General features: G+C 72.4%; 19 protein-coding genes. 13 read left to right on the forward strand and 6 right to left on the reverse strand.

Annotated elements, in window-relative coordinates; genetic code table 11:
- Positions 1 to 181 (reverse strand): universal stress protein (locus ACK4TT_RS17385; RefSeq protein ID WP_410213523.1); only part of this gene is annotated, 181 nt, incomplete at its 3' end.
- Positions 182 to 289: 108 nt separating this feature from the next.
- Here ACK4TT_RS17385 and ACK4TT_RS17390 point away from each other — a divergent pair.
- The 4 genes from ACK4TT_RS17390 (at position 290) to ACK4TT_RS17405 (ending at position 6,886) form a co-directional block, all read left to right on the forward strand.
- The gene (locus ACK4TT_RS17390) at positions 290 to 1,291 is read left to right on the forward strand and encodes a sodium:calcium antiporter (RefSeq protein WP_410213524.1); all 1,002 of its coding nucleotides are present in this window, start codon (positions 290 to 292) and stop codon (positions 1,289 to 1,291) included.
- A 65-nt stretch (positions 1,292 to 1,356) separates the two neighbouring features.
- Positions 1,357 to 3,789, forward strand: a complete 2,433-nt coding sequence (ppsA, locus tag ACK4TT_RS17395) for a phosphoenolpyruvate synthase (protein ID WP_409638014.1) — start codon at positions 1,357 to 1,359, stop codon at positions 3,787 to 3,789.
- 235 nt (positions 3,790 to 4,024) lie between these two features.
- Positions 4,025 to 6,550 carry a cation-translocating P-type ATPase gene (locus ACK4TT_RS17400; protein ID WP_410213525.1) on the forward strand — a complete coding sequence of 842 codons (2,526 nt, stop codon included), beginning with the start codon at positions 4,025 to 4,027 and terminating at the stop codon, positions 6,548 to 6,550.
- Between the two features lie 90 nt (positions 6,551 to 6,640).
- Complete coding sequence (locus tag ACK4TT_RS17405; RefSeq protein ID WP_409638020.1) at positions 6,641 to 6,886, forward strand: hypothetical protein; 246 nt, start codon at positions 6,641 to 6,643, stop codon at positions 6,884 to 6,886.
- 4 nt (positions 6,887 to 6,890) lie between these two features.
- On the opposite strand, the gene ACK4TT_RS17410 is transcribed toward ACK4TT_RS17405, so the two are convergent.
- Complete coding sequence (locus ACK4TT_RS17410) at positions 6,891 to 9,560, reverse strand: GNAT family N-acetyltransferase (RefSeq protein ID WP_410213526.1); 2,670 nt, start codon at positions 9,558 to 9,560, stop codon at positions 6,891 to 6,893.
- A gap of 161 nt (positions 9,561 to 9,721) precedes the next feature.
- On the opposite strand from ACK4TT_RS17410, the gene ACK4TT_RS17415 reads away from it, so the two are divergent.
- The 3 genes from ACK4TT_RS17415 (at position 9,722) to ACK4TT_RS17425 (ending at position 12,704) form a co-directional block, all read left to right on the forward strand.
- On the forward strand, positions 9,722 to 10,183 hold the full coding sequence (locus ACK4TT_RS17415; RefSeq protein WP_409638026.1) for an Hsp20/alpha crystallin family protein: 462 nt from the start codon (positions 9,722 to 9,724) through the stop codon (positions 10,181 to 10,183).
- A 77-nt stretch (positions 10,184 to 10,260) separates the two neighbouring features.
- Positions 10,261 to 11,823 (forward strand): thymidine phosphorylase family protein, encoded by a 1,563-nt coding sequence (locus tag ACK4TT_RS17420; protein ID WP_410213527.1) that lies wholly within the window; start codon positions 10,261 to 10,263, stop codon positions 11,821 to 11,823.
- Positions 11,820 to 12,704 (forward strand): ribose-phosphate diphosphokinase, encoded by an 885-nt coding sequence (locus ACK4TT_RS17425; protein WP_410213528.1) that lies wholly within the window; start codon positions 11,820 to 11,822, stop codon positions 12,702 to 12,704. Before ACK4TT_RS17420 ends, ACK4TT_RS17425 begins: the two co-directional genes overlap by 4 nt.
- On the opposite strand, the gene hutC is transcribed toward ACK4TT_RS17425, so the two are convergent.
- Both hutC and ACK4TT_RS17435 read right to left on the reverse strand, forming a co-directional pair.
- Positions 12,685 to 13,398, reverse strand: a complete 714-nt coding sequence (gene hutC / locus ACK4TT_RS17430) for a histidine utilization repressor (RefSeq protein ID WP_410213529.1) — start codon at positions 13,396 to 13,398, stop codon at positions 12,685 to 12,687. The genes ACK4TT_RS17425 and hutC overlap by 20 nt on opposite strands.
- Positions 13,395 to 14,753, reverse strand: a complete 1,359-nt coding sequence (locus tag ACK4TT_RS17435; RefSeq protein WP_410213530.1) for a formimidoylglutamate deiminase — start codon at positions 14,751 to 14,753, stop codon at positions 13,395 to 13,397. The genes hutC and ACK4TT_RS17435 overlap by 4 nt, the downstream gene beginning before the upstream one ends.
- A 73-nt stretch (positions 14,754 to 14,826) precedes the next feature.
- Here ACK4TT_RS17435 and hutI point away from each other — a divergent pair, with 73 nt between their 5' ends.
- Genes hutI through hutU form a run of 4 tightly spaced genes read left to right on the forward strand, consistent with a single transcriptional unit; the run spans position 14,827 to position 20,028 of the window.
- Positions 14,827 to 16,008, forward strand: a complete 1,182-nt coding sequence (gene hutI, locus ACK4TT_RS17440) for an imidazolonepropionase (protein WP_410213531.1) — start codon at positions 14,827 to 14,829, stop codon at positions 16,006 to 16,008.
- A 23-nt stretch (positions 16,009 to 16,031) separates the two neighbouring features.
- Positions 16,032 to 17,555: a histidine ammonia-lyase gene (gene hutH / locus ACK4TT_RS17445; RefSeq protein WP_409638201.1), complete on the forward strand. Its 1,524-nt coding sequence runs from the start codon at positions 16,032 to 16,034 to the stop codon at positions 17,553 to 17,555.
- Entirely contained in the window at positions 17,552 to 18,367 is an 816-nt protein-coding gene (gene hutG, locus ACK4TT_RS17450) for an N-formylglutamate deformylase (RefSeq protein ID WP_410213535.1), read from the forward strand. The genes hutH and hutG overlap by 4 nt, the downstream gene beginning before the upstream one ends.
- Positions 18,364 to 20,028 carry a urocanate hydratase gene (hutU, locus tag ACK4TT_RS17455; RefSeq protein WP_409638045.1) on the forward strand — a complete coding sequence of 555 codons (1,665 nt, stop codon included), beginning with the start codon at positions 18,364 to 18,366 and terminating at the stop codon, positions 20,026 to 20,028. The genes hutG and hutU overlap by 4 nt, the downstream gene beginning before the upstream one ends.
- On the opposite strand, the gene ACK4TT_RS17460 is transcribed toward hutU, so the two are convergent.
- Positions 20,025 to 21,677, reverse strand: coding sequence for a glycosyltransferase (locus ACK4TT_RS17460; RefSeq protein ID WP_409638047.1), 1,653 nt, complete (start codon positions 21,675 to 21,677; stop codon positions 20,025 to 20,027). The genes hutU and ACK4TT_RS17460 overlap by 4 nt on opposite strands.
- 105 nt (positions 21,678 to 21,782) lie before the next feature.
- Between ACK4TT_RS17460 and ACK4TT_RS17465 the strand changes: the two genes are divergently transcribed.
- Entirely contained in the window at positions 21,783 to 22,565 is a 783-nt protein-coding gene (locus ACK4TT_RS17465) for a sialate O-acetylesterase (RefSeq protein WP_410213532.1), read from the forward strand.
- Here the strand turns inward: ACK4TT_RS17465 and ACK4TT_RS17470 are convergent.
- Positions 22,555 to 24,384 (reverse strand): hypothetical protein, encoded by a 1,830-nt coding sequence (locus ACK4TT_RS17470; RefSeq protein ID WP_410213533.1) that lies wholly within the window; start codon positions 24,382 to 24,384, stop codon positions 22,555 to 22,557. The genes ACK4TT_RS17465 and ACK4TT_RS17470 overlap by 11 nt on opposite strands.
- Positions 24,385 to 24,519: 135 nt before the next feature.
- Here ACK4TT_RS17470 and ACK4TT_RS17475 point away from each other — a divergent pair.
- The coding region (locus ACK4TT_RS17475) for a glycosyltransferase family 4 protein (protein ID WP_410213534.1) at positions 24,520 to 25,996 on the forward strand (1,477 nt) is incomplete at its 3' end.

Below are 25,996 nucleotides of genomic sequence, written 5' to 3' on the forward strand. Positions count from 1 at the left end.
TGCTGGCGCGCCAGCCCGGCTGCGGCCGTCCGGGTTCGATGGCGGTGACCACCTGGAGCGTCGCGCCCCAGGCCTCCGCGAGATCGCACGCACGGTCGAGCGCGCGGTCGCAACGGCCGCTCAGATCGCTGGCCAGCAGGATCGAAGGGGGCCCTTCGCCCCGGGGGATGCTTACGGTCATCAGATCCTCCACGATGGACCATCATGACAGCCGTGCGGGCGTCGACATTGACGCCACTCAAGGCCGGACCGGCCGCGCCGGGCCAAAGGAGACCTCGCGGAGGCGCCCTTGATCCTCGCCTGGACCCTGTTCCTGCTGCTGGCCGGCGTGATCGCCGTGGCCGGCTTCTGGCTGTCGCGCTTCGCCGACGTGATCGCCGAGCGGACCGGGCTATCGGGAAGCTGGGTCGGCCTGGTGCTGATGGCCACGGTCACCTCGCTGCCGGAGCTCGTCACGGGGGTCACGGCGGTGCGCGTGGAGAACGCGCCCGACCTGGCGGTCGGCAACATCGTCGGCGCCTGCATGTTCAACCTCATGCTCCTGAGCCTGGTGGACCTTTTCTACCGGCCGGCCTGCATGTTCACCCGCGCCTCGGAGGGGCATGCCCTGTCGACCGGCTATGGGGCCGTGATGCTGGCGATGGTGGGGCTCAACATCGCCGCGCCGCTGCCGGAGCCCGCGCTTCCGCTCAGCCTGGCCAGCATCGCCATCGTCCCCGTCTATCTGCTGGCGTTGCGGACCACCTTCGACTTCGAGCGCCGCCGTCTCCTCGAACCAGCTGAACCGGCGGTCGCGAAGTATCCGGGCGTGACGTTGCGGCGGGCCGCCGCCGGCTATGCGGCGTCGGCGCTTGGGGTCGTCGCGGCGGGGCTCCTGCTGCCGGGGGCGGCGCTGGAGCTCGGGCGCCAGATGGGCTGGTCGGAGAGCTTCGTCGGCACGCTGTTCCTGGCGGCGGTGACGGCGCTGCCCGAACTGGTGGTCACCCTCTCGGCGGTCCGGATCGGCGTGCTGGACATGGCGATCGCGAACCTCCTGGGCAGCAACCTCTTCAACATTGTCGTGCTCGCCGTCGACGACGCCGCCTATCCGCACGGCCCCCTGCTGTCGAACGTGAGCCGGGTCCACGAGACGACGATCCTGACCGCGCTTCTGATGAACGGGATGGTGACGGCCGGCCTGATCTATCGCCCCCGGGGCCGACCGGCCGGCGCAATGAGCTGGGTGAGCCTCGCGCTGATCGCCGCCTACGCCCTCAACGCCGTGATCCTCCACCGCACGCCCGCAGGTTGACCTCTCTCAACGCGTGGCGCGTTCCGGCCGGTAGTCTTCAGGCCGCGATGCCGCGGAGACGTCCCATGCCGCCGACCGAATACATCCGTCCGTTCGAGACCCTGGCCCTGGGCGACGTGCCCCTGGTGGGCGGCAAGACCGCCTCGCTGGGCGAGCTGCAGCAGCTTCTTAAGGGCGCCAAGGTCGGCGTGCCCGAGGGCTTCGCCATCACCGCGAGGGCCTATCGCGACGCGATCACGGAGGCCGGCGCCTGGGACGAACTGCGCGAACTCATGGACGGTATCGAACCGGGCGACGTGGAGGACCTCGCCCGCCGCGCGGCCCGGGCCCGCCGGATCGTCTACGACGCCACCGGCAGCGAGGCGCTGACCCGGCAGATCGTCGAGGCCTACCGCGGCCTGAAGCGGGCCGCCGGCCAGGACATCACCGTGGCCGTGCGCAGCTCGGCCACTGCCGAGGACCTGCCGACGGCGAGCTTCGCCGGCCAGCACGAGAGCTATCTGCACATCCATGACGAGGCCGGCCTGATAGAGGCCTGCCGAAAGTGCTTCGCCTCGCTGTTCACCGACCGGGCGGTGGTCTACCGGACCAACAACGGCTTCGACCACCTCAAGGTCTTCCTCTCCATCGCCGTGATGCGGATGGTCCGCTCGGACGACGCGTCCAGCGGGGTGATCTTCACCCTCGACACCGAGAGCGGCTTCCGCGACGTGGTCTTCGTCACCGGCGCCTGGGGCCTGGGCGAGAACGTGGTCCAGGGTCTCGTGGACCCCGACGAGTTCTACGTCCACAAGCCCACCTTCCGGCAGGGCTTCCGCCGGGTGCTGAAGCGCGGCCTGGGCGCCAAGCAGACCCGCATCGTCTGGAGCCACGCCGAGCACGGCCCGACGCTGAAGACCCTGAAGGTCGCCCGCGCCGACCGCGAGCGCTACTGCCTGACCGACGCCGAGGTCATGGACCTGACCGACGTCGCGATCCGCATCGAGGACCACTATTCCAAGCGCAACGGCCGTCCCACGCCCATGGACATCGAATGGGCCAAGGACGCCGTGGACGGGAAGCTCTACGTGGTCCAGGCCCGGCCCGAGACCGTGGCCTCCCAGCGCCAGGGCGGGATCGAGACCTTCCGGCTCAAGGGCTCGGGCGTGGTGCTGGCGAGCGGCCGGGCGGTGGGCGAGAAGGTCGCCTCGGGCCCCGTGCGCCTGATCCGCGGCCCCGCCGACCTGAAGGCCTTCCGGCCTGGGGAGGTGCTGGTCGCGCCTGCCACCAGCCCCGACTGGGAGCCGGTGATGAAGGCCGCCGCCGCCATCGTCACCGACCGGGGCGGGCGCACCTGCCACGCGGCCATCGTCGCCCGGGAGCTGGGCATCCCGGCGGTGGTCGGCGCGGGCGACGCCATGCATCGGCTGGCGAACGGGAGCCGCGTCACCGTCTCGTGCGCCGAGGGCGAGACCGGCCACGTCTACCAGGGCGACGTCCCCTTCGAGGTCGAGCGGCTGAACGCCGCCGACCTGGTCCAGCCCAGGACCCACGTCATGCTGAACCTGGCCCATCCCGACCTGGCCTTCCGGGTGGCGCAGCTCCCCAGCGCGGGCGTGGGCCTGGCCCGGCTGGAGTTCATCATCAGCGAGCGCATCCGGCTTCACCCCATGGCCGCCGCGCACCCGGACCGCGTCGCCTCCGGGCGCGAGCGGGCGGCCATCGCGCGGCTGGCCGAGGGCCATGACAGCCCCCGCGCCTATTTCGTCGACCGGCTGGTGGAGGGGGTGGGCGTGATCGCGGCGGCCTTCTATCCGCGGCCGGTGATCGTGCGGCTGTCCGACTTCAAGACCAACGAGTACGCCAAGCTCCTGGGCGGCAAGGGCTTCGAGCCCGAGGAGGAGAACCCGATGATCGGGTTCCGGGGCGCGTCGCGCTACGCCCATCCCCTCTACGCCGACGGCTTCGCCCTGGAGTGCGAGGCGCTGGGCAAGGTGCGCCGCGAGCTGGGGCTGACCAACCTCAAGGTCATGGTGCCGTTCTGCCGCCGGACCGACGAGGCCGAGCGCGTGCTGCACGCCATGGCCGCCAACGGCCTGAGGCGCGGCGAGGACGGGCTGGAGGTCTATGTCATGTGCGAGATCCCCAACAACGTCATCCAGATCGACGCCTTCGCCAAGCTGTTCGACGGCTTCTCCATCGGCTCGAACGACCTGACCCAGCTCACCCTCGGCGTGGACCGGGATTCCGAAACCGTGGCCTTCGACTTCGACGAACGCGATCCGGGCGTGATGGAGATGCTGCGGCTGGCGGTGACCGGGGCCCGCCGCAACGGCCGCCACGTGGGCATCTGCGGGGAGGCGCCGGCCACCTATCCGGAGGTCGCGGCCTTCCTGGCGGGGCTGGGCGTCGACTCCATCAGCGTCAATCCGCAGAGCCTGCCGCGCACCCTGGCCGTCGTGCACGAGGCCGAGGCCGGCCAGACGCCTCGGCGTGTCCAGGAACCGAACCCTGTTTGACGCGGATCAATGGCGGTCGCGCCCGCGATGCTACCAGGGAGGCGTTCCGGCGTGGCTCCGCGGCTCGGCCGGAACAAGGGCGGGGAGCCAAACGGCCCCGTCCACCGCGCCCAAAGCCACGACACGAGGACGGTGGCGGCGGGTTGAGCAACTCAGACCGGATCTCCCGCCCGTGCCGGAGGTCCGGTCGCGGCTGTCCGGACCTCGGCGGGCGATCTAGGCTCGCAGGAAGCACATGCCGCACCGATCGCCACATCCCGACCTGAATGGCCTGAGCGAGGCTGAGGCCGCACGCCGGCTGGCGGAGCACGGGCCGAACCGCCTGAGCGAACGGCGGACGCGGCGGCTGTGGCGCATCGTCCTCGACGCCTTCAGGGAGCCCATGTTCCTGCTGCTGTTCGCGGCGGTGGCGCTCTACTTCGCCCTCGGCGACATGGGCGAGGCCCTGTTCCTGCTGGCCGGCTCGGCGGCCACCGTGGGCCTGATGATCCTGCAGGAGGCGCGCAGCGAACGCGCCCTGGCGGCGCTGCGCAAGCTGGCCGAGCCCACGGCGCGGGTGATGCGCGACGGCGTGGAGCGGCGCATTCCGGCGGCCGGCATCGTGCCCGGCGACGTGCTTCTGGTGGCCGAGGGCGGCCGGGCTCCCGCCGACGCGGTGCTGCGGGCCGGCGACGTGCTTACTGTCGACGAGTCCATCCTGACGGGGGAGGCGGCGCCGGTGGTGAAGCACCCGGCGGCGGACGGCGCGCCCGACAACCCGCAGGGAACCGCCGACAGCGCCTGCCTCTTCGCGGGCACGCTGATCGTGCGGGGGCAGGGCGTGGCGGTGGTCACGCGCACCGGCCGGACGACCCGCATGGGCGAGATCGGCGCGTCCCTGATGACCCTCCAGGAGAGCCCCACGCCGCTGCAGCAGGCGACGCGCCGGGTGGTTCGCACTCTCGGGCTCTTCGCCGTCCTGGTCGCCGTCGGCGTGCTGCTGATCCAGGGGCTGGCGCGTCAGGACTGGGTGGCGGGGGCCTTGGGCGCGCTGACGGTCGGCATCGCCCTTATCCCCGAAGAGTTCCCGATGGTGCTGGCGGTGTTCCTGGCGCTGGGCGGCTGGCGCCTGGCCCAGAAGAACGTGCTGGTCCGCCGTTCGGCGGCCATCGAGACCCTGGGCGCGATCAGCGTGCTGTGCGTGGACAAGACCGGCACGCTGACACGCAACCACATGCGGCTCGCCGCGCTGTGGCGCGACGGTCGCGAATGGAACTGCGCCGCCGGCGCGCCCGCCGATCGGACCGCGCGGGAACTCCTCCACGTCACCCTGCTGGCCTCGGCCGTGCACGGCATGGACCCCATGGACAACGCTGTCCACGAGCTGGCGGGCGACCTCTGGGCGCATGAGGCGTCGCCGCTCAGGTCCTATCCGCTGCGGCCCGACCGCTTGGCCTTCATTCAGGCCTGGCAGGAGGCGGAAGGGGTGCTGTTCGCCGCCAAGGGCGCGCCCGAGGCGGTGTTCGATCTGTGCGGGCTGAAGGGCGCGGCGCGGACCCACCTCGAGCGGGCCGTCGCGGATCTCGCCGCGCGCGGCCTGCGGGTGCTGGGCGTCGCCTCGAACCGCTGCGATCACGACGGGGGCCGCGAGCCGCCTGACGGGGGGTTCGCGTTCGAGGGCCTGGCCGCGTTCGAAGACCCGGTGCGCGAGGAGGTCCCGGTCGCCCTGGCGGCGGCCCAGGCCGCCGGGGTTCGGGTGGTGATGATCACCGGCGACTATCCCGACACCGGGCTCGCCATCGCCGGGCGGGCGGGCATCGATGTCACGGGCGGGGCGCTCTCCGGCGCCGAGGTGGCGGCGTTGTCGCCGGCGGCGCTGGCCGAGGCGGTGCGGAACGTCAGCGTCTTCGCGCGGATTAGCCCGGACCAGAAGCTCAGGCTGGTCGAAGCGTTCAGGGCGAACGGCGAACTGGTCGGCATGTTCGGCGACGGGGTGAACGACGCGCCGGCGCTGGAGGCCGCCCACGTGGGCGTCGCCATGGGCCGACGGGGGACGGACGTGGCCCGGGAGGCCGCCGACCTCGTGCTGCTGGACGACCGGTTCGCCTCGATCGTGCCGGGGATCGCCGAGGGGCGGCGGATCTTCGCCAACCTCCGGGTCGCCCTGGCCTATCTCGTGGTCGTCCATGTGCCGATGGCGGGCCTCGCCCTGCTGCCGCTGCTTTTCGGGCTTTCGCCGGTGCTGTTCCCCATGCAGGTCGTGCTGCTGGAATTGGTCATCGACCCGATGTGCGCCCTGGTGTTCGAGGGCCGTCCGGCGGCGCGGGGCGCGATGCGCCATCCACCCAGGCGGGCCGACGCGCCGTTGTTTGGTGCGCGCAGTCTGCTGGTCTCGGCGGCGCAGGGGGCGGGCCTGCTGGGCGCGGTGTTTGGCCTCCACCTGTTCCTGCTGTCGGCCGGCGTCCCGGAAGGGGCCGCGCGGGCCGCCGGCCTGATCAGCCTCGTAGCCGGCAACCTGGGCGTGGCCGGCGTGCTGAGCATCGCCCCCGGGGCCGGCCGTTCGCCCGCCCAGCGGCTGGCGTTCGCAGGCATCGCCGTGCTGGCGGCGACGACGCTCGCCGCCGGCGTCGCCGTCCCGTGGCTCGCGCGGCTTTTCCAGTTCGAGACGCCTACGCCGCTGGTGGCCCTGGCGGCGCTGGCCGCCGGCCTCGCGGCGGGCCTGGCGATGGGGATGGCCGCCCTGTTGCACGAGGGCCGGTTCGTCCGTCGCGCGACTACGTAGGACTACCTAAGGGGCGAGCCCTAAGGGGCCGACCCGAATGGCGGCGTCCGGCCGGTGTTCGTAAGCCTTGGACAACAAGGAGCCGACCCGATGTCCCTCGCCTTCCATCACGACCAGCCCGCCCTCGTCGCCAAGACCGGCCTCCGCAAGGACGGCGCCGACACCTATCTGTTCGTGACGCCGCTGGGCCAGACGGTCTGGGTCGACGATCCGGAAGCCGCCACCGCCTTCGCCTCGATGCGGGAAGCCACCCGCGCGGCCATGCGCCTGCCGGCTACGCTTCGCGCCTACGGCCTGCCGCGCGAGCCGGAAGTGGCGCTCCGCAAGACCCACTAGACGTTCAGGCGGGCTCCGGAATCCGCAGCACCACGCGCACGCGGGCCATGTCGTCCTCGTCCGTGTGGGTGCGGAAGCCGAACGCGTCGGCCATGGCGCGCATCCGGTGGTTCTCGCGGGCCACGTCCCCCCAGACCTCCTTCAGCCCGCGCGCGGCGGCGTAGTCCAGCACCTCCTTGAGCAGCATGCGGCCGATCCCCAGATCCTGGCGGTCGCTCCGCACCATGAGGGCGTATTCCCCGCTGTCGCCCTCCGGGTCCTCCACGAGGCGCCCAACTCCCCAGATCTCACCGTCCGGCGCCTCGGCCACGAAGGCCATGTGGCGGTCGTAGTCGAGCTGCGTCAGGCGGGCGGTCATGTCGGGGCTCAGGTGGCGCATGCCGCCGAAGAACCGCAGGTGGACGTCGTGGTCGGTGCTGAGGTCCACCATCTCGGACAGCCGCGCGGCGTCGGCGGGGCGGATCGGCCGCACGCACAGGGTCACGTCGCCGACCTTCACTGTCCGGGCCAGATGCGCCGGGTAGGGCAGGATGGCCGAACTGGGGGTCGCCGCGTCGGGCCGCTTCACCGCGATCCGGGCGTCCAGGGCGACGGCGCCCGAGGCGTCGCAGAGCAGGGGGTTGAGGTCGAGCTCGGTGATCTCGGGCAGGTCGGTGGCCATGCGGCCCAGCGAGACCAGCACCTTCGCCAGCCGGGCGAGGTCGGCGGGCGGCCGGTCGCGGAAACCCTTCAGCAGGCGCGAGATGCGGGTGGCGTCCACCATCTCCCGCGCGAGGTCGTCGTTGAGCGGCGGGAAGCCCAGCGCCCGGTCCTTCAGCACCTCGACGGCCACGCCGCCCGCCCCCACCATGACCAGGGGCCCGAACACCGGGTCCTGGACGATGCCGGCCAGCACCTCCTGGGCCAGCGGGCGGGCCAGCATGGGCTGGAGCATGAAGCCCTCGACCCTGGCGTCGGGGCGGAGCGCGGCCACGCGGGCCAGGATCTCGTCGGCCGCCGCCTGGACGGCCGAGGCGCCCTCCAGGCCCAGGCGCACGCCGCCCACGTCGGACTTGTGGCTGATGTCGCGCGAGAGGACCTTCAGCGCCACCTCGCCGCCCAGATCGTCGGCCGCCGCGCCGGCCTCGGCGGGGGAGCCCACGATGCGGGTTTCGACGATGGGGATGGCATAGGCGCCCAGCACCGCCTGGATCTCCAGCGGCGAGAGGCTGGTCCTCCCTTCGGCCAGGGCGCCTTCCACCACGGCCCGCGCGGTCGCGGAATCGCCCGCGCCCTCGCTGCCGTCGGGAGCGTGCAGCAGGCGGTCGAGGGCCAGGCCGTAGCCGCGCAGCAGGGCGAAGGCGCGCACCCCGGCTTCCGGCGTCTCGAAGGTGGGAAGGCCCGCCCTTGCGAAGCGGCGCCGCGCCTCCACCACGCCGGTTCCGCCCAGCCAGGCGGTGAGCACGGGCTTGGGCGTCCAGCCGCGCGGCGCCGCGTTGATCACCGCGTCGGCGGCGTCGGTGCTGTCGGTGACGGCGGTGGGGCAGTTGAGGGCCAGGATGGCGTCCACCTCGGGCGCCTTGGCCAGCACCTCCAGGGCCTGGCCGTAGAGGGCGGCGGGCGCGTCGCCCAGGATGTCCACGGGATTGCGGCCGGACCAGTTGGCCGGGGCGAGCTTCGACAACGCCGCCCTGGTTTCCTCCGAGAGTTCGACGGGCGCGGTTCCTTCGCGCTCCAGGGCGTCGGCGGCGAGTACGCCCGCGCCCCCGCCGTTGGTGAGGATCGCGAGGTTCCGGACCAGCCGGGGCGTTCCCTTGGCGAAGGTCGCGGCCGCATCCAGGAAGTCGCCGAGTTCGGTCACCTGTAGCAGGCCGGCCCGGCGGAAGGCGGCCTCGTAGACGGCGTCGGCGCCGGCGAGCGCGCCCGTGTGGGAGAAGGCCGCCTTGGCCCCCGCCTGGCCCCGGCCGCCCTTGATGACCACCACCGGCTTCGACCGCGCGGCGGCGCGCGCGGCGCTCATGAACTTCCGCGCGCCCCGGACGCCCTCCAGATAGAGCAGGATGGCCTTGGTTTCCGGATCGCGGCCCAGGTGGTCGAGGACATCGGCCACGTCCACGTCCAGCGCATTGCCCAGCGTGACGACGTGGGAGAAACCCAGGCCGTGCGTGGGCGCCCAGTCCATCAGGGCCGCGGCCACCGCGCCCGACTGGGCCACCAGCGCGACGGAGCCCGAAGGCGGCGCGGCCTTGGCGAAGCTGGCGTTGATGCCGTGCCCCGGCGACAGGAAACCCAGGCAGTTGGGGCCGACGATCCGCAACAGGTGCGGCTTGGCGGCGTCGAGCAGGGCCTGGCGCAGGGCCTCGGTCGGCGCATCGTTCGCCTCGAAACCGGCGCTCAGCACGATGGCGGCGCCGCAGCCGCGCGCGCCCAGGTCCGCGACCAGTCCAGGCACGGCGGCGGCCGGCGTGGCGATCACGGCCAGGTCCGGGGTCTCGGGCAGGTCGGCCACGGTGGGATAGGACGGCTGGCCCAGGATCGCCTTGCCCTTCGGGTTCACGAACCGGAGCGGCCCGCGGAATCCTCCCGAGGCCAGGTTGCGGGCCACGACCTCGCCGACGGAGCCGGGACGGTCGCTGGCCCCGATCAGGGCGATGGCTTCCGGGTGGAAGAGAGCCTGGAAGTTGCGGGTGGTCATCGCGCCTCCGAATGCCGCCGGTCGGCCGAAGACTCCTTGATACCCCTCAATCGCCGGCCGCGCGCCGGCTTTTGACGAACCTCAAGGCGGCGGGCGGCCCGTTTCGCACAAATGCTGGCGGCCGGTCCGCCGCGGCCGGTCGCGCTTTCAAGGATCAACCCATGAACGCCAACATCACACCCCCCGCCAAACAGTCCGCTGTTCCCTCGCGCTTCGCCTTCAGCCCCTTCCAGCGCGAGATCTCCCGCTTCTTCGACGAACTGGGCTCGGGCTGGGAAGCCTTCACCGAGTTCCGGCTGTCGCCCAGCATGGACGTCGTCGAAACCAAGGATGCGATCGAGATCAGCGTCGAGCTCCCGGGTCTTTCCCGAGAGGATGTGAAGATCGCCATGGACGGCGACCTCCTGACCATCAGTGGGGAGAAGAAGGCCGAGAAGGAGAGCAAGGAGCGCGAGTACCGGGTGTACGAGCGCAGCTACGGCCAGTTCTCCCGTTCGATCCGCCTGCCGCGCAGCGTCGACCCCGCCCAGATCAAGGCGGCCATGACCGACGGCGTGCTGAAGATCACGGCGGCGAAGCGCCCCGACGCCCAGACCAAGACTATCGAGATCCAGTCCGCCTGATCTAGAACTAGCGGATTGGCGGAGCGTCCCGGGCCGCCGGTTCCCCCGGGGCGCTCCTTTGTTTTCCGGAGACCTGGATGCCCGACGACCCCGCCGCCAACGGCCTCCCGCCCACGGTGGACGTCGAGGGCGGGTCCCAGCACGTCGGCCCGGCCGCGCCGCTGATGGCCAAGCCGCTGGAGCTGAACACCTTCCGCGAGAACGTGGTCATCCTGCCGCGCGGCAGCGAGGCGATCCGCCCGGAACGCTTGGCCGGCCTGCGCAAGGTCGAGGTGCGGGCGGGGCAGATCAGCCTGCTCGCCACCCCCATCATCTCGGAGGACGGGCTCGTCGGACCCGGCGAGCTGGGCCTGCCCCAGCCGGCGTTCCGGCGCCTGGGCGTGAAAGCCGGCGATTTCGTGGTGGTGGCGCCGGCCCGCGCGCCCCGCACCCTGGCCGCCGTCCGCGCCAAGGCGGCCGGCGAGAGCCTCTCGGTGGAGGACTACGCCGCCGTCACCCGCGACCTGGCCGCCCATCGCTGGTCCGACATGGAGATCGCCGCCTTCCTGATGGCCTGCGCGGCCTTCATGACGCCCGAGGAAACGCTCTGGCTCACCCAGGGCATGGTGAAGGCGGGCCGCACCCTTTCGTGGAACCGCGGCATCGTGGTGGACAAGCACTGCATCGGCGGCGTGCCGGGCAACCGCACGACGCTCATCGTGGCGCCCATCGTGGCCGCCCACGGCCTGATCATGCCCAAGACCTCGTCGCGGGCCATCACCTCGCCCGCCGGCACCGCCGACACCATGGAGGTGCTCGCCAAGGTGGACCTGAGCGAGGCCGAGATGCGCGAGGTCGTCGAGACCTGCGGCGCCTGCGTGGCCTGGGGCGGCCGGGTGGAGCTGTCGCCGGCGGACGACGTGCTGATCTCGGTCGAGCGGCCGCTGTCCATGGATACGCCCGAACAGATGGTGGCCTCGATCATCTCCAAGAAGGTGGCCGCGGGCTCCACGCACCTGGTGCTGGACGTGCCGGTGGGGCCGACCACGAAGGTCCGCGACCGCCGCCAGGCGCTGAAGCTCAAGAAGTTGTTCGAATACGTGGCCGACCGCATGGGCCTGACCATGCAGGTCTTGATCACCGACGCGCTCGAGCCGATCGGCCGGGGCGTGGGGCCCGTGCTGGAGGCCCGCGACGTGATGGCCGTGCTGGAGAACCGGCCGGACGCGCCGGTGGACCTGCGGGAGAAGTCGATCCGGCTGGCCGGCCAGGTGCTGGAGTTCGACCCCGCCCTGCGTGGCGGCGCGGGCGAGAAGCGGGCCCGCGAACTGCTGGAGAGCGGGGCGGCGGCGGCCAAGATGGACCAGATCCGCAAGGCCCAGGGCCCTTCGCCGATCGCCAACGCCCTGGGCGACCTGGTGCACGAGGTCCGCGCCGAGGCGAGCGGCCACGTCGAGGCCATCGACTGCCTGCGCATCGCCCATGTGGCCCGGCTGGCCGGCGCCCCCACCGATCCGGGCGCGGGCATCGAGATCCTGCGCCGGACCGGCGACGCGGTGGCGGCGGGCCAGCCGATCTACCGGATCTACGGGTCCGAGCGCTCGGACTTCGGCTTCGCGGTCGAGGCGTCGGGCGAGAACTCCGGCGTGCGCATCGCGTGACGGACGCCGCGGTTCATGCCTTCGCCGAGGATGAGGCGCCCGCGGGCCGGCTCGCGGCGGCCCTGGGCGTTCCCCTGCGGCTCGTGGACCTGCACGCCTTCCCGGACGGCGAAACCCTGGTCACCGTGGCCGAGTCGCCGCCGACGGTGATCGCCTACCGCTCGCTCGACCGCCCGAATGGCAAGCTCGTGCCCCTGCTGCTGGCCTGCGACGCCTGGCGCCGCGCCGGGGCCCGGCGGCTCGTGCTGGTCGCGCCCTACCTCTGCTACCTGCGCCAGGACACGCTATTCCGGCCGGGCCAGTCGCTCAGCCGCGACGTGATCGGCGGCCTGCTGGGGCCGCGCTTCGAGCGCATCGTCACCGTCAATCCGCACCTCCACCGCACGCCGGACCTGGGTCCGGTGTTCCCGGGCGCGGAGGTCACGGTGCTGTCCGCCGCCGGGGAGCTGGCGCGGGCGCTGGGCGGCGCCGACCAGGCCGTCGTGGTCGGGCCGGACGAGGAGTCCGCCCCCTGGGCGGCGGCGGTGGGCGCGGCCCTGAGCGCGCCAAGCCTGACCCTTCTGAAACACCGCAGCGGCGACCGGGAGGTGGAGCTGACCGCGCCCGATCCCAAGGCCCTCGCCGGACGGCGCGCGATCCTGGTGGACGACATCTGCTCGTCGGGGGCGACCCTGGCGCGGGCGGTGGAGCGGCTGCGTGCGGCGGGGGCGGCGTCCGTGGAGATCGCCGTCACCCACGCCCTGTTCGACGCCGAGGCCGAGGCGCGGTTGAAGGCGGCCGGCGCCGTGCGGATCGTCTCGACCGATTCCTGCGCCCACCCGACGAACGCCGTGGCGCTGGCCCCGCTGCTCGCCGGCGCGCTCAGGTCTGAGACGGCGTGAAGCGGGCCACGAGGTCGTAGGCCTCGCCCGGGAAGGTCAGGCGCACCTCGGTGATGCGGTCGCCGGCCCGCCAGGTCCTGCGCTCCAGCACGAGGCAGGCGGTCGCCGCCGGGACGCCGAGGCTCCTCGCCGCCGCGCCGGCGCTCGCCGCGCTGATCCGGTGCTCGGCCTCGGTCCAGGGGACGTGATGCAAAAGCCACGTCCCCGGCGGGATGGCGGCGAAGTCGGCCTCCAGCGCCTGGGGCGCGGCGGTCACGTTGATCAGCCGCTCCTCAAGGGCGAAGGGCCGGCCCCCCGCCCGGTGCAGGCAGCGCAGCGCCAGCACCCGCCCGCCAGGATCGAGGTCCAGGGCGGCTTCCGTCTCGCGGGCGGGGCGCAAGGTCCGCGACAGCAGTTCGTAGCCGTAGGCCTGGCCGCGGGCCTTCACCTCGGCGGCGATGTCGGGGATGTCGAGCACCGCGGAGTGGATCTTCGGATGAGCCACGAACGAGCCCGCCCGGCGGCGGCGCACGATCAGGCCCGCCTCGGCCAGCGCGCCCAGGGCCTTGCTGACCGTCATGCGCGAGCAGCCGTAGGCGGCCATCAGCTCGTGCTCGGCCGGCACCTTGTGGCCCGGCGGCCATTCGCCCGACAGGATGCGGCCCTGGACGTCGGCGCGGATGCGCCGGTGCAGGCTGTCCTCGGCCGCGCTCATGCGACGATCCGGGCGATGGCGGCCCGGTAACGGGCGGCGATGCCCTCGCGCTCCACGTGGCGGCCGTCGGCCACCACCTGGCGCCCGCGCCGCCAGACGCTACGCACGGGATTGTCGCGGCAGGCGAAGACCCAGCCGTCCAGCAGCGCATCGCCCCGGCGGTTCACGAGCGAGGGGTGATCCAGGTCGAGCGCGACGATGTCGGCGGACGCGCCTTCGGTCAGACCGGCCCCGATATCCAGGGCTCGGGCGCCGCCCGCCAGGGCCGCCTGGAACAGCGCCGCGCCGGTGGAGCGGCCCGCGCCCGGGGCCAGCACGTTGCGTTCGCGGCGGACGAGACGCTGGGCGTACTCCAATCCGCGCAGCTCGGCGGCGGCGTCGATCAGGACGTTGGAGTCCGTGCCCACGCCCAGGGCGCCGCCGGCGGCGAGGTAGTCGCGGGCCGGGAAGACCCCGTCCCCCAGGTTGGCCTCGGTCATCGGGCAGAGCCCCGCCACGGCCCCGCTGCGGGCCAAGCCCAGCGTTTCGTCAGGCGTCATGTGGGTCGCATGGATCAGGCACCAGCGGCTGTCCATGGAGGCGTTGGCCAGCAGCCATTCCACCGGCCGGGCGCCCGACCAGGCGAGGCAGTCCGCGACCTCCTTCACCTGCTCGGCGGCGTGGATGTGGACGGGGCCGTCGGCCAGCCGGACCACGTCGGCCAGTTCCTCGGGCGTCACCGCGCGCAGGCTGTGGGGGGCGACGCCGAGCACCGGATCTGGCAGGGGCGCCAGCGCCGTCCGGCTCGCCTCCATCAGCCGGGCGAAGCCGTCGACATCATGGATGAAGCGCCGCTGGCCCGGCTTGGGCGGCAGGCCGCCGAAGTTCGCATGGGCGTAGAACACCGGCAGAAGGGTCAGGCCGATTCCGGTCGCCTCGGCGGCGCCCACGATCCCATGGGCCATCTCGGCGCGGTCGGCGAAGGCGCGGCCGTCCAGGTCGTTGTGCAGGTAGTGGAACTCGCCGACGCGGGTGAAACCCGCCTCCAGCATCTCTGCGTAGGCCAGTTCGGCGATGGCGCGGCTGTCGTCGGGCGTGAGCCGGTCAACGAACAGGTACATGGCCTCGCGCCAGGTCCAGAAGTTGTCCCCTTCGGGCCCCGCGACCTCGGCCAGGCCCGCCATGCCGCGCTGGAAGGCGTGGCTGTGCAGGTTGCAGAGGCCCGGAACGGCGGCGCCCTGCGAGGGTTCTCCAGGCTGGCGGGCGACGCCGGTCTCAACCCGCGCGATGCGGCCGCCCTGCAGCGTCAGCCGCACGTCCCGGACCCAGCCGTCCGCCAGCAACGCCTGATCGAACCAGAGGGAGGTCTCGGTCACTGGACACCCTTCCTGCCTTCGAAATAATGTCTATACATATTTGAGGCCGCGGGCCAGCGAGACGGGAGGACGGATGAAGGTCTGGCGAAACGCCCGGCTGGCGACGCTGTCGCCCCGCCTGCCCGGCCTGGGCGTCGTCGAGGAGGGGGCCGTGGCCGCCGATGGCGAGCGGATCGCCTACGCGGGTCCGGCGGCGGATGCGCCCCAGGGCGAGGTGATCGACTGCGAAGGCCGCTGGATCACGCCCGGCCTGATCGACTGCCACACCCACCTGGTCCACGCGGGCGACCGCGCCCATGAGTTCGAGCTGAGGCTGGCCGGTGCGAGCTACGAGGAGATCGCCCGCGCCGGGGGCGGCATCGCCTCGACCGTGGCCGCCGTGCGCGCCGCCTCGGAAGCCGAGCTGGTCGCCGCCTCGCGCCCGCGCCTGGAGGCCCTGGTCGCCGAGGGCGTGACCACGGTCGAGGTGAAGTCGGGCTACGGCCTCACCCTGGAGGACGAACTGAAGCAACTCCGGGCCGCCCGGACGCTGGGTGACCGCGCGAGCATCGTGACCAGTTTCCTGGGCGCGCACGCCCTGCCGCCGGAATTCGCCGGGAACCCGGACGCCTACATCGATCTCGTCTGTGAACGGATGATGCCGGCGGTAGCCGACCAGCGCCTGGCCGACGCCGTCGACGCCTTCTGCGAGGGGATCGGCTTCACGCCCGCCCAGACCCGCCGGGTGTTCGAGGCCGCGCGCCGCCACGGGCTTCCCGTGAAGATCCACGCCGAGCAGCTCTCCAACCTGAACGGCGCGGCGCTGGCGGCGGAGTTCGGGGCGTTGTCGGCCGACCATCTCGAACATCTGGACGAGGCCGGCGTGGCGGCCATGGCCAGGGCCGGGACGGCCGCGGTCCTGCTGCCCGGCGCCTTCTACTTCCTGCGGGACAGCCGGGTTCCGCCCGTCGAGGCCCTGAGGGCGGCGGGCGTGCCCATGGCCGTGGCTACCGACTGCAATCCCGGCACCTCTCCGCTGACCTCGCCGCTGCTCGCCATGAACATGGCCGCCACGCTGTTCCGCCTGACCGTGGACGAGTGCCTGGCGGGCGTGACCCGAAACGCCGCCAAGGCCCTGGGGCTCGCCGACACGGTCGGGACGCTGGAGGCCGGCAAGGTCTGCGACCTCGCTGTCTGGGATATCGAGCGGCCCGCCGAGCTCGTCTACCGCATGGGGTTCAACCCGCTGCACGCCCGCGTCTGGAGGGGCCAGTGAATCGAGGACCGGTGACCAAAACGATGCTGAAGCCGGGCGAGACGCCGCTCGCCGATTGGCGCGCGATATGGAACGGCGCCGCCGTCCGCCTCGATCCCGCCTCGCAGGCCGTGGTGGCCGAGAGCGCGGCGGCGGTCGGGCGCATCCTGGCCGGGGGTGAGGCCATCTACGGGATCAACACCGGCTTCGGGAAGCTGGCTGCCGTCCGCATCGAGGACGGGGACCTCGCGACCCTGCAGCGCAACCTCGTACTCTCCCATGCAGCCGGCGTCGGCGCGCCGTCGCCCACACCCGTCGCGCGCCTGATGATGGCGCTGAAGCTGGCGAGCCTGGCCCAGGGCGCCTCGGGCGTGCGGCCGGCCACGGTGGAACTGCTGGAACGGATGATCGCCCTGGACCTGATCCCGGTCGTGCCGGGCCAGGGTTCCGTCGGCGCCTCGGGCGACCTCGCGCCGCTCGCCCACATGACAGCGGCCATGATCGGGGTCGGCGAGATCGAGGTCGGCGGCGTCCGCCTGCCCGCCGATCGGGCGCTGGCTGAAGCCGGGCTCGCGCCGCTGGAACTGGGGCCCAAGGAGGGGCTTGCCCTGCTGAACGGCACCCAGTTCTCGACGGCCAACGCGCTGGCCGGCCTGTTCGAGGCCGAGCGCCTGTTCCGCTCGGCGCTGGTGACAGGGGCGCTGTCCACCGAGGCCGCCAGGGGTTCGGACACGCCCTTCGACCCGCGCATCCACGCCCTGCGCCGCCAGCCGGGCCAGATCGAAGCGGCCCAGGCGCTGCGCGAGCTGATGGCCGGCTCGGCCATCCGCGCCTCGCACCTGAAGGATGACGAGCGGGTGCAGGACCCCTACTGCCTGCGCTGCCAGCCGCAGGTGATGGGCGCGGCCCTCGACGTGCTGCGCCAGGCGGCGTCGACGCTGGCCTTCGAGGCCAACGGCGTGTCGGACAATCCGCTCATCTTCGCCGGGAATACGAATGGGGGAGGGGACGTGGCGCTTTCGGGCGGCAACTTCCATGCCGAACCGGTGGCCTTCGCGGCCGACATGATCGCGCTCGCGATCTGCGAGATCGGCTCCATCGCCGAACGGCGGATCGCCATGCTGGTGGACCCGGCGCTGTCGGGCCTGCCGGCCTTCCTGACGCCGAAGCCGGGCCTCAACTCGGGCTTCATGATCCCCCAGGTCACCGCCGCGGCCCTGGTCTCGGAAAACAAGCAGCTCGCCCACCCGGCCAGCGTGGATTCCATCCCGACCTCGGCGAACCAGGAGGACCATGTCTCCATGGCCGCTCACGGCGCGCGGCGGCTCCTGGCCATGACCCGGAACCTCGAAGGCGTCGTCGCCGTCGAGCTGCTGGCGGCGGCCCAGGGCTGCGACTTCCACAGGCCCCTGGCGTCCAGCGCGGCCCTGGAGGGCGTGCGCGAGCGGCTGCGCGCCGTCGTGCCGACCCTGGATCACGACCGCCACTTCGCCCCCGACATCGCCGCGGCCGCGAGGCTGGTCGGCGAGGGCGCCCTGGCCTTCCCGCATCTGCCGGGCGTCGCCTGATGGACTGGCTCCAGGTCACGCGGGGCGAGGCGCCCCTGCTCGTCAGCTTCCCCCACGCCGGAACCGAAATTCCGCCGGAGATCGAGGACCGCCTCGTCTCGCCGTGGCTGGCGCGCCAGGACGCCGACTGGTGGGTGGAACGCCTCTACGACTTCGCCCCGGACCTGGGCGCCACGACCGTGCGGACGGCCATCTGTCGCACGGTCATCGACGTGAACCGCGACCCTTCCGGCGCCTCGCTCTATCCGGGCCAGGCGACCACCGGGCTCTGTCCCACCACGACCTTCGACGGCGAGCCGCTGTACCGCGCGGGCCAGGCGCCGGACGCGGCCGAGATCGCCCGGCGGCGGACGGCGTACTTCGAGCCCTACCACGCCGCGCTGCGGGCCGAGCTGAAACGCCTCCTCGAGAGGCATCGGACAGTCGTGCTCTACGAGGCCCATTCGATCCGCTCGCACGTCCCGCGCCTGTTTGAAGGCGAACTGCCCAACTTCAACATCGGGACCAACTCGGGCCGGAGCTGCGACATCGCCCTGACGGCGGCGGTCGAGGACGCCTGCGACGCCTCGGGGTTCAGCCGGGTCACCGACGGCCGCTTCAAGGGCGGCTGGACGACGCGCCACTATGGAAGACCGGACGACGGCGTCCATGCCATCCAGATGGAGCTGGCCTGCCGCGGCTACATGGACGAGCCCGATGGGCCGCCGACGCCCGAGACCTGGCCCACCCCGTACGACCCCGCCCGCGCCGAGTTCATGCGCGGCGCGCTCCACCACGTCCTCAACGCCTGCCTGGACTTCGCCGGATCATGACCCGTCACGACCCCACCCGAGTCATCCGCCCGCCCGTGGGCCCTGATCTCACCTGCCGGAGCTGGCTCACCGAGGCGCCGCTCCGTATGCTGATGAACAACCTCCATCCGGACGTGGCCGAGCGGCCTGAGGACCTCGTGGTCTATGGCGGGGTGGGCCGCGCAGCCCGCGACTGGGAGAGCTACGACCGCATCGTCGAGACCCTGAAGCGCCTCGGCGACGACGAGACCTTGCTGGTCCAGTCGGGCAAGCCGGTGGGCGTGTTCCGCACCCATGCGGACGCGCCGCGGGTGCTGATCGCCAACTCGAACCTCGTCCCGAAGTGGGCGACCTGGGAGCACTTCAACGAACTCGATCGCAAGGGCCTGGCCATGTACGGCCAGATGACCGCGGGCTCGTGGATCTACATCGGCGCCCAGGGCATCGTTCAGGGCACCTACGAGACCTTCGTGGAGATGGGCCGGCAGCACTACGGCGGCGACCTCTCTGGCCGTTGGCTGCTGACGGCGGGCCTGGGCGGCATGGGCGGCGCCCAACCGCTGGCGGCGGTGATGGCCGGCGCCTCCTGCCTGGCGATCGAATGCCAGCGGAGCCGGATCGAGATGCGTCTGCGCACCGGCTACCTCGACCGCGCGGCGGAGAGCCTGGACGAGGCGCTGGAGATCATCGCCCGGTCCTGCCGGGAGAAGACGCCGGTGTCGGTGGGGCTCCTCGGCAACGCCTGCGAGGTGCTGCCCCAGTTGCTGGAACGCGGCGTCCTGCCCGACCTGCTCACGGACCAGACCTCGGCCCACGATCCGGTGAACGGCTACCTGCCCAAGGGCTGGAGCCTGGAACGCTGGGCCGCCATGCGCGAACAGGCGCCCGATCAGGTGGAGGAAGCCGCCCGCGCCTCCATGGCCGAGCACGTCCAGGCCATGCTGGAGTTCAGGAAGCGGGGCGTGCCCACCGTCGACTACGGCAACAATATCCGCCAGGTGGCCAAGGACGCCGGCGTGACCGACGCCTTCGACTTCCCGGGGTTCGTGCCGGCCTATATCCGCCCGCTGTTCTGCCGCGGGATCGGGCCTTTCCGCTGGGCGGCGCTGTCGGGCGACCCGGAGGACATCTTCAAGACCGACGCCAGGGTGAAGGCGTTGATCCCGGACAATCCGCACCTCCATAACTGGCTCGACATGGCCGGCCGGCGGATCAGGTTCCAGGGGCTGCCGGCCCGCATCTGCTGGGTGGGACTGGGCGACCGCCACCGCCTGGGCCTGGCGTTCAACGAGATGGTGGCCAAGGGCGAACTGAAGGCGCCCGTCGTCATCGGCCGCGACCACCTGGATTCCGGCTCGGTCGCCTCGCCCAACCGCGAGACCGAGGCCATGCGCGACGGTTCGGACGCGGTGTCGGACTGGCCGCTGCTGAACGCGCTGCTCAACACCGCCTCGGGCGCGACATGGGTCAGCCTGCACCACGGCGGCGGCGTGGGCATGGGTTATTCCCAGCACGCCGGCATGGTCATCGTCTGCGATGGAACGGAAGCCGCGGCCCGGCGGATCGAGCGGGTGCTGTGGAACGACCCGGCCAGCGGTGTGATGCGCCACGCCGACGCGGGCTATGACATCGCGCTGCAGGTGGCCCGCCAGAAGGGCCTGGACCTGCCCGGAATCCTCTAGGGCATCCTCTGGACGACCCGCACGAGGTTCATCTTCGCGAGGCGGGACGTCACCTCGACCAGGGCGGCCCGCCCGGTCCGGGAGGCCTCGGCCAGTTCGGCGACGGTCGCCGGCCCCTGAGCCAGCCGGGCGAAGATCATCTCCACGAGGTCCGGCCCGACCTTCCAGTGCGGGAAGATCCCGTGGTTCTCGAGCATGAGGTAGCGCTGGGCCGAGCCGTCCGGCGCGAGCTCGACCCGAGTCTGAGGCCCGATCGCACCCGTGGCGTAGCCGCCGAAGGTCCGGAAGGGGTCCTGGTGTCCGGGCGCCGAGCGCGGGGCGCGGTCCCAGTAGGCCTGGTTGGCCGGGTATTCCCGGGCGCGGATGGCCGTGAGCTCGTCCCAGAGTTCCTGGTAGCGGCGGTAGATGTGTCGCCAGTCGTACGACGTCCGGGCCCGTTCGCGGCCGGCCGCGCCCATCCGGCGGCGCAGCTCGTCGTCGCCAACCAGCCGGGTCAGCCGATCGGCCAGCATGCGGGCGTCCATCGACACGGCCACGCAGGTGCGGAAGAGCAGGTAGTCGTAGTTGATCGTCCCGGTCTCGAAAGCCTGGGCCATGTGGTCGCAGTAGCCGGGTTCCGGCTGGTAGGTCGTGATGCGGAAGCCGTCCTCGCCGTCGCGGACCGTGTCGCGATAGCCGTCCCAATCGCTGACCAGCACGGGCAAGCCCGAGGCCATGGCCTCCAGGGGCGTGATGCCGAAGGTCTCCTGGATGTTGTCGGACAGGGAGACGAAGAGGTCGGCCGCCCTCCAGGTGGCGCCGTAGCGCTCGAAATCCTTGCCGTTGACGAACACCGGCCGCACGTCGGGGCAGAAGTCCGCGGTGGCGCGGCGGAAGACCTCCTCGACCGAGTCGTTGGGGAACTGGCCGGCCTGGATCAGGACCACGCGCCGGCCCGTGGCCTTGGCGGCGGCCTGCAGGCCTTCCAGCATCTGGAACGGATGGGCCTTGGCATGGAAGGTCAGCCGGCCCGCGAACAGGGCCACGACCTCTTCCTCGGCGAGCCCCAGCAAGGCCCGGGCCTGGGCCCGGTCGTCCGCCGAGAAGTCGAAATCCCGCGTGTGCACGCCCAGGGGGATGATCGGGAGCTGGAGCCGCGGCGGGCGCACCTTCTGGCCTACTCGCCAGGACAGCATTTCCTCGCCGGCCTCGAGCATCCGCTCGACGACGCCGACCGCCGCCCGGGACGTGCAGATGACGGCGTCCCAGGGAGCCAGCGGCTGGTGCGTCAGGGCCGCGAGCGCCTCCAGCGGCTTGCCCGACAGCGTATGGGTCATGCCGCACAGGCTGTAGCGTCCCGGGCCGGCGCGGAGCCGCAGATCGGCCATGGGGCCCAGGGCGATGTCGGGCCGGAAGAGCACGCCGCGTTCGGCCTTGCGGGCGAAATCCGCGCGTCCGATCCATTCGGTTCGGCCGGCGGGATCGAGCTCCAGGACCGTCTGGCGGAACGCCGCCGCGGCGTTGGAATAGGGCGAAAAGCCCCAGATGGGGCGTCCGGCGTGGGCTTCGACGGCGGCGCGCAGGAACCCGTTGCCAGCGGCCTGGCGTCCCATCAGCTTGGGTCCGTCGAGGCGGTAGGCGTCGGCTTCGAAAAGGATGGCGGCGTCCATGGGCGCCGCGAACTAGCATGGGTGCGGGACCCGCCCAAGCCCGGCCACGGTTGCGGCGGGCGTCGCCATCCCATAGTCCGGGCTGGATACGAGGGAGGACGGGGGATGAGGAACGCCGGGGTCGCCGTCGCGGGTGTGCTCCTGTGCGCCGCCTGCTCGCCCCGGCCGACGGCGGATCTCGTCATCGTGGCGGGCCAGTCCAACGCCCTGGGATACGGGCTGTCGGGACAGGACCTGCCGGCGGACATCGGACCGGACGCCCAAGTGCGGATCTGGGACGGAGCGCGCTTCGCGGTCATGGCCCCCGGCCGCAACACCGGCTCCCCCAATTTCCCGGCGAGTTGGGGACCGGAGGCGGGCTTTGCGCACGCCTGGCGGGCGGCCCATCCGGACCGGCCGCTCTACATCGTGAAATACGCCCGAGGCTCGACACCGCTCGCGCCCTCGCCCGGACGCGACTGGGCGCCGGAATCGGGCGAGCTCTTCCAGGAGACCGAGGAGGCCGTCGCCGCGGCCCGGGCCGCGCTCGAAGCCCAGGGCCTGCACCCGAGGATCGCGGCCGTGCTCTGGATGCAGGGCGAGGCCGACGCGACCGATCCCGCCAGGGCGGGGGCCTACCGGTCGAATCTCACCGCGTTGCTCGCGGCGATCCGCGAACGCTGGGCGAAGGCCGACACGCCGGTGGTGGTGGGGCGCATTCCCGACTTCGGCGCTCGGGCGGGCGAGGTGCGCGCGGCCCAGGCGGCGGTGGACGCCGCCGATCCGCGTACGGCCACGGTCGACGCCAAGGGCCTGCCGATGCAGCCGGACGGCCTGCATATCGCCGCGGCGGGCCAGCTCCGCCTTGGCGAAGCCATGGCGCAGGCGGCGGGCTCGCTCAGCCGATAGCCCAGTCCGCCGGTCGGACGACGCGGCGGTCGTCGGCCACGAGGCGATCATGGTTGCGGTAGGCCCACCACACGGCGTCCACGACCTCGCTGCGGCGCGGCGTGGAGGCGTCCCCGAACATCAGCCGGTCGATGTCGAGGGCGAGCGCCTGGCGGGCGAGGGCGACGCGCTGGGCGTCGTCGTCGATGATCCTGAGCGCGGCGGCCACGTACTCGGCCTCGTCCTTGGCGACCAGCCAGCCCGGCATCCCCAGGCGCCGCAGCAGCATGGCGTCGGTGCGGCCGTGCGGCTCGGGGCATTCCATGGCCACCACCGGCAGGCCCTGGCGCAGCGAATCGATCACGCTGTGGAGGCCGCCGAACGGGAAGGGGCTGAGGTTCAGGTCGCACGCCGACAGGAGCTGGAGGTAGCGGTTGTAGGCGATGCGGCCATGGACCTGCGCGCCGGGCAGCGAGCGGGCCAGCGCCCACCGGATGGCCCGCAGTTCGGAGCCGTCGGAGTTGGGGAAGACGTGAAACTCCAGCTCCCGCGACGCCTGCTCGCGGATGCGCCCCAGGACGGCGATGAAGTTGGGGTTGAGCTTCAGGAGGTTGCTGGGCAGGGCCACCTTCAGCGGCTTGGCCGTCTCCCGCACCGTGGGCGGCGTGGGCTCGTAGTGCGGCGAGCGTTCGAACACCAGGGAATCGTCCGGCAGGAGCAACAGCCGTTCCCCGAACAGAGCGGGGTCGGAAACGTAGCCTTCCTCGGTGAGGTAGTAGTCGATCGCCGGGCAGAACGTGGACGCCGAGTGCCCCAGCGCCGTCATCTGGATCGGGGCGTACCTCAGGTTGGCGAACAGCGGGCCCCAGTGGCGCATCCCCACGCTGGGCCAGAAGACGATATCCGCCGCCGCCTGGGCCATGTGGCCGCCGATCTCGGCGAGGTGCTCGCCCCGGGCGCCCCGCCGGAAGGTTAGCGTCCGGTCGAACAGCGCCCGGGTGGCGGGATCGGCCTCGCGCTCCTCGGTCAGCAGGACCAGTTCGAACCGCTCGCGGAGCTGGCGCAGGTACTGGCCGAAGTACCGATACTGGACGTGGGTCGAGTTCATGATCTCGGCCGCGACCAGCATGCGCGGCCGGTCCTTGAGCCGGCGCTCTGCGGACAGGTCCGGGGCGGCGATCCCGATCCGTCCGGCGAAGTCGACCAGGGTGCGGTTCAGCACGGCCTTGATCTGGTGCTTCCGGGGATGGCTCGCGTAGCTGCACAGCATCCAGGCCGAACTCAGCGCCACGAGCGCGTTGATCGAGGGCAGCATGGGCGCCGGGGCGAGCGCGTCGGCGCGGCCCACGAAGGCTTCCCGCCGCTCGGCGCCGAGGGCCGAAGCGATGGGCTTGCTGCCCACGAAGCTGATGTAGGCCGCCTGGGCGGGCTGGGGCGGCAGGGCGAGGACGTCGTCGGGGCCGAACTCGATGTCCGAATCGAGCGACAGCAGCAGGCAGCCCTTGGCGAGCCGGCCAAGGTCCACCGCCTGGGCCGCCGGCGCCCCGCCCCTGGGTTGGAATCCCATGGCCCGCAGGATGTGGTCGAAGCCGCCCAGCGGGCTGACGCGCGCGAGGTTCACGAGCTCCTGGCGGTAGAGCATCGCCTGGAGGAACTGCTGGAGCGTGGGATCGGTCGTGGGATCTGAGACGATCGCGCCGACGGCAGTGGCGAATCGCGCCGCCTGCTCCGGACTCGGCTGGGGCGCGCCCGGCAGCGCGCCCAGCGCGGCGACGGCCACGGCCCAGCGGTCCGGCTCGCGGTTGAACGCCGCCCGCTCGAGAGCCCCCAGGTCGACCACGCCGTGCTCCTTCACCCCGTCCCCCCGCCGGGTTTAATGATCCGGCGAGGCTGTTCCAACCCGCCCCGCTTGGGTCGGGTCCGGAAGTCCTCTAGAGAGCCGGCAGGCGGGGGCGAGCAAGGATGAAGGGCTAGGGTGTCGCGGCTTTCCTTTTATCACCCGTCCGGCGCGCTCGGACTTGGGCCCAATCCCTTCGGCAAGGACGTGGCCAACCTGCAGCTCCTCCGGGCGCTCGCCCAGCACGGCGGGTTCGAGCAGCTCGACGTCCTGAGCGCCCAGCCGGCGTCCGAGGCCGATCTCCGGGCGGGTCTTCTGCAGGATTCCGGCTCCGCGACGCGGATGGCCTCGGCCTGGCTGCTCAACACGGCGGTTCCGGCGGCCTCTGGCGCGCTGCTTCGCGGTCAGCCCTACATCCACGAACTCGCCTGGCTGCGCCGCCGGGCGGCAGGCGACCGAGGCTACAGCCTGCTGGGCTTGGTCCACACGCTGGCGCCGCCGGCCGTGCGCGGGCTGATCGCGGCCAGCCTGTCGGCGCCCGTCCATCCCTGGGACGCGGTGATCTGCACCTCGCCCAGCGTCCAGGATGGCCTGACCCAGATGTTCGGCCACCTGGGCGAGCACCTGGCCGAACGCACCGGGGGGCGGCCCCCGCCGACGCCGGTCCTGCCGATCGTGCCCCTGGGCGTCGACGCCCGGGCCTTCGCCGACCTGGCCGACCGGCCGGCGGTGCGGGCCGATCTCCGCCGTGAGCTGGGCCTGGGCGACGACGACGTGCTGGTGCTCTGGGTGGGCCGGCTGTCGTTCTTCGAGAAGGCCTTTCCGCAGGCGATGTTCCGGGCGGTCCGCCAGGCGGCGCGGGCGACCGGCGCCAAGGTTGTCTTCGCCATGGCCGGTTGGTTCCCGGAACCCCGGCACCGGGAGATGTTCGCGCAGGCCGCGGCCGCGCACGCGGGCGGCGTCGAGGTCCGCTTCGAGGACGGCAACGATCGGGACCGGCTGGGCGCCCTTTGGGCGGGCTCCGACATTTTCCTGTCGCTGGTCGACAACATCCAGGAGACCTTCGGCATCACGCCGCTGGAGGCCATGGCGGCGGGCCTGCCCGTGGTGGTCAGCGACTGGGACGGCTATCGGTTCACCGTGCGCGACGGCGAAGAGGGCTTCCTGGTCCCGACGCTGGGCGGACCGGCGGGCGGCGGCCTCGGCAACACGATTTCGGCCCGGCACGTCATGGAGCTCGATTCCTACCTGACCTATGCCGGGGCGGTGGCCCAGCACACGGCGGTGCACGTCGGCCGGTGCGCCGAAGCGCTTGCGGCGCTGATCCGATCGCCCGACCTGCGCCGGCGTATGGGCGCGGCCGGCCGGGCTCGCGTGCGGAGCGCCTTCGACTGGCCGGTCGTGGCCCGGCAGTTCCGCGAGCTGGTGGAGGAGCTGAGCCGGGTGCGCGCCGCCGCCGCCGCCGCCGATCCGCCGATGGGGGCCCGCATCCACCCCGTCAGCGGCGATCCCTTCCGCGACTTCGCCCATTTCGCCACCCAGGTTCTCGACGCCGAGACGCGGCTCACGGCGGTCCCCGGCGTCACGGGCGAGGACGTCCTGCGCACCGAGTCGG

The organism is Phenylobacterium sp., assembly GCF_046463815.1.
Lineage (GTDB): Bacteria > Pseudomonadota > Alphaproteobacteria > Caulobacterales > Caulobacteraceae > Phenylobacterium.

Excerpts from the sequence above, each read along its gene's own strand:
- hutU (WP_409638045.1), top strand. The coding sequence starts at position 18,364 with ATGACCCGTCACGACCCCACCCGAGTCATCCGCCCGCCCGTGGGCCCT.
- ACK4TT_RS17420 (WP_410213527.1), top strand. The coding sequence starts at position 10,261 with ATGCCCGACGACCCCGCCGCCAACGGCCTCCCGCCCACGGTGGACGTC.
- ACK4TT_RS17405 (WP_409638020.1), top strand. The coding sequence starts at position 6,641 with ATGTCCCTCGCCTTCCATCACGACCAGCCCGCCCTCGTCGCCAAGACC.
- ACK4TT_RS17465 (WP_410213532.1), top strand. The coding sequence starts at position 21,783 with ATGAGGAACGCCGGGGTCGCCGTCGCGGGTGTGCTCCTGTGCGCCGCC.
- ACK4TT_RS17400 (WP_410213525.1), top strand. The coding sequence starts at position 4,025 with ATGCCGCACCGATCGCCACATCCCGACCTGAATGGCCTGAGCGAGGCT.
- ppsA (WP_409638014.1), top strand. The coding sequence starts at position 1,357 with ATGCCGCCGACCGAATACATCCGTCCGTTCGAGACCCTGGCCCTGGGC.
- ACK4TT_RS17460 (WP_409638047.1), bottom strand. The coding sequence starts at position 21,677 with ATGGACGCCGCCATCCTTTTCGAAGCCGACGCCTACCGCCTCGACGGA.
- hutI (WP_410213531.1), top strand. The coding sequence starts at position 14,827 with ATGAAGGTCTGGCGAAACGCCCGGCTGGCGACGCTGTCGCCCCGCCTG.
- hutH (WP_409638201.1), top strand. The coding sequence starts at position 16,032 with ATGCTGAAGCCGGGCGAGACGCCGCTCGCCGATTGGCGCGCGATATGG.
- ACK4TT_RS17410 (WP_410213526.1), bottom strand. The coding sequence starts at position 9,560 with ATGACCACCCGCAACTTCCAGGCTCTCTTCCACCCGGAAGCCATCGCC.
- ACK4TT_RS17415 (WP_409638026.1), top strand. The coding sequence starts at position 9,722 with ATGAACGCCAACATCACACCCCCCGCCAAACAGTCCGCTGTTCCCTCG.
- hutC (WP_410213529.1), bottom strand. The coding sequence starts at position 13,398 with ATGAGCGCGGCCGAGGACAGCCTGCACCGGCGCATCCGCGCCGACGTC.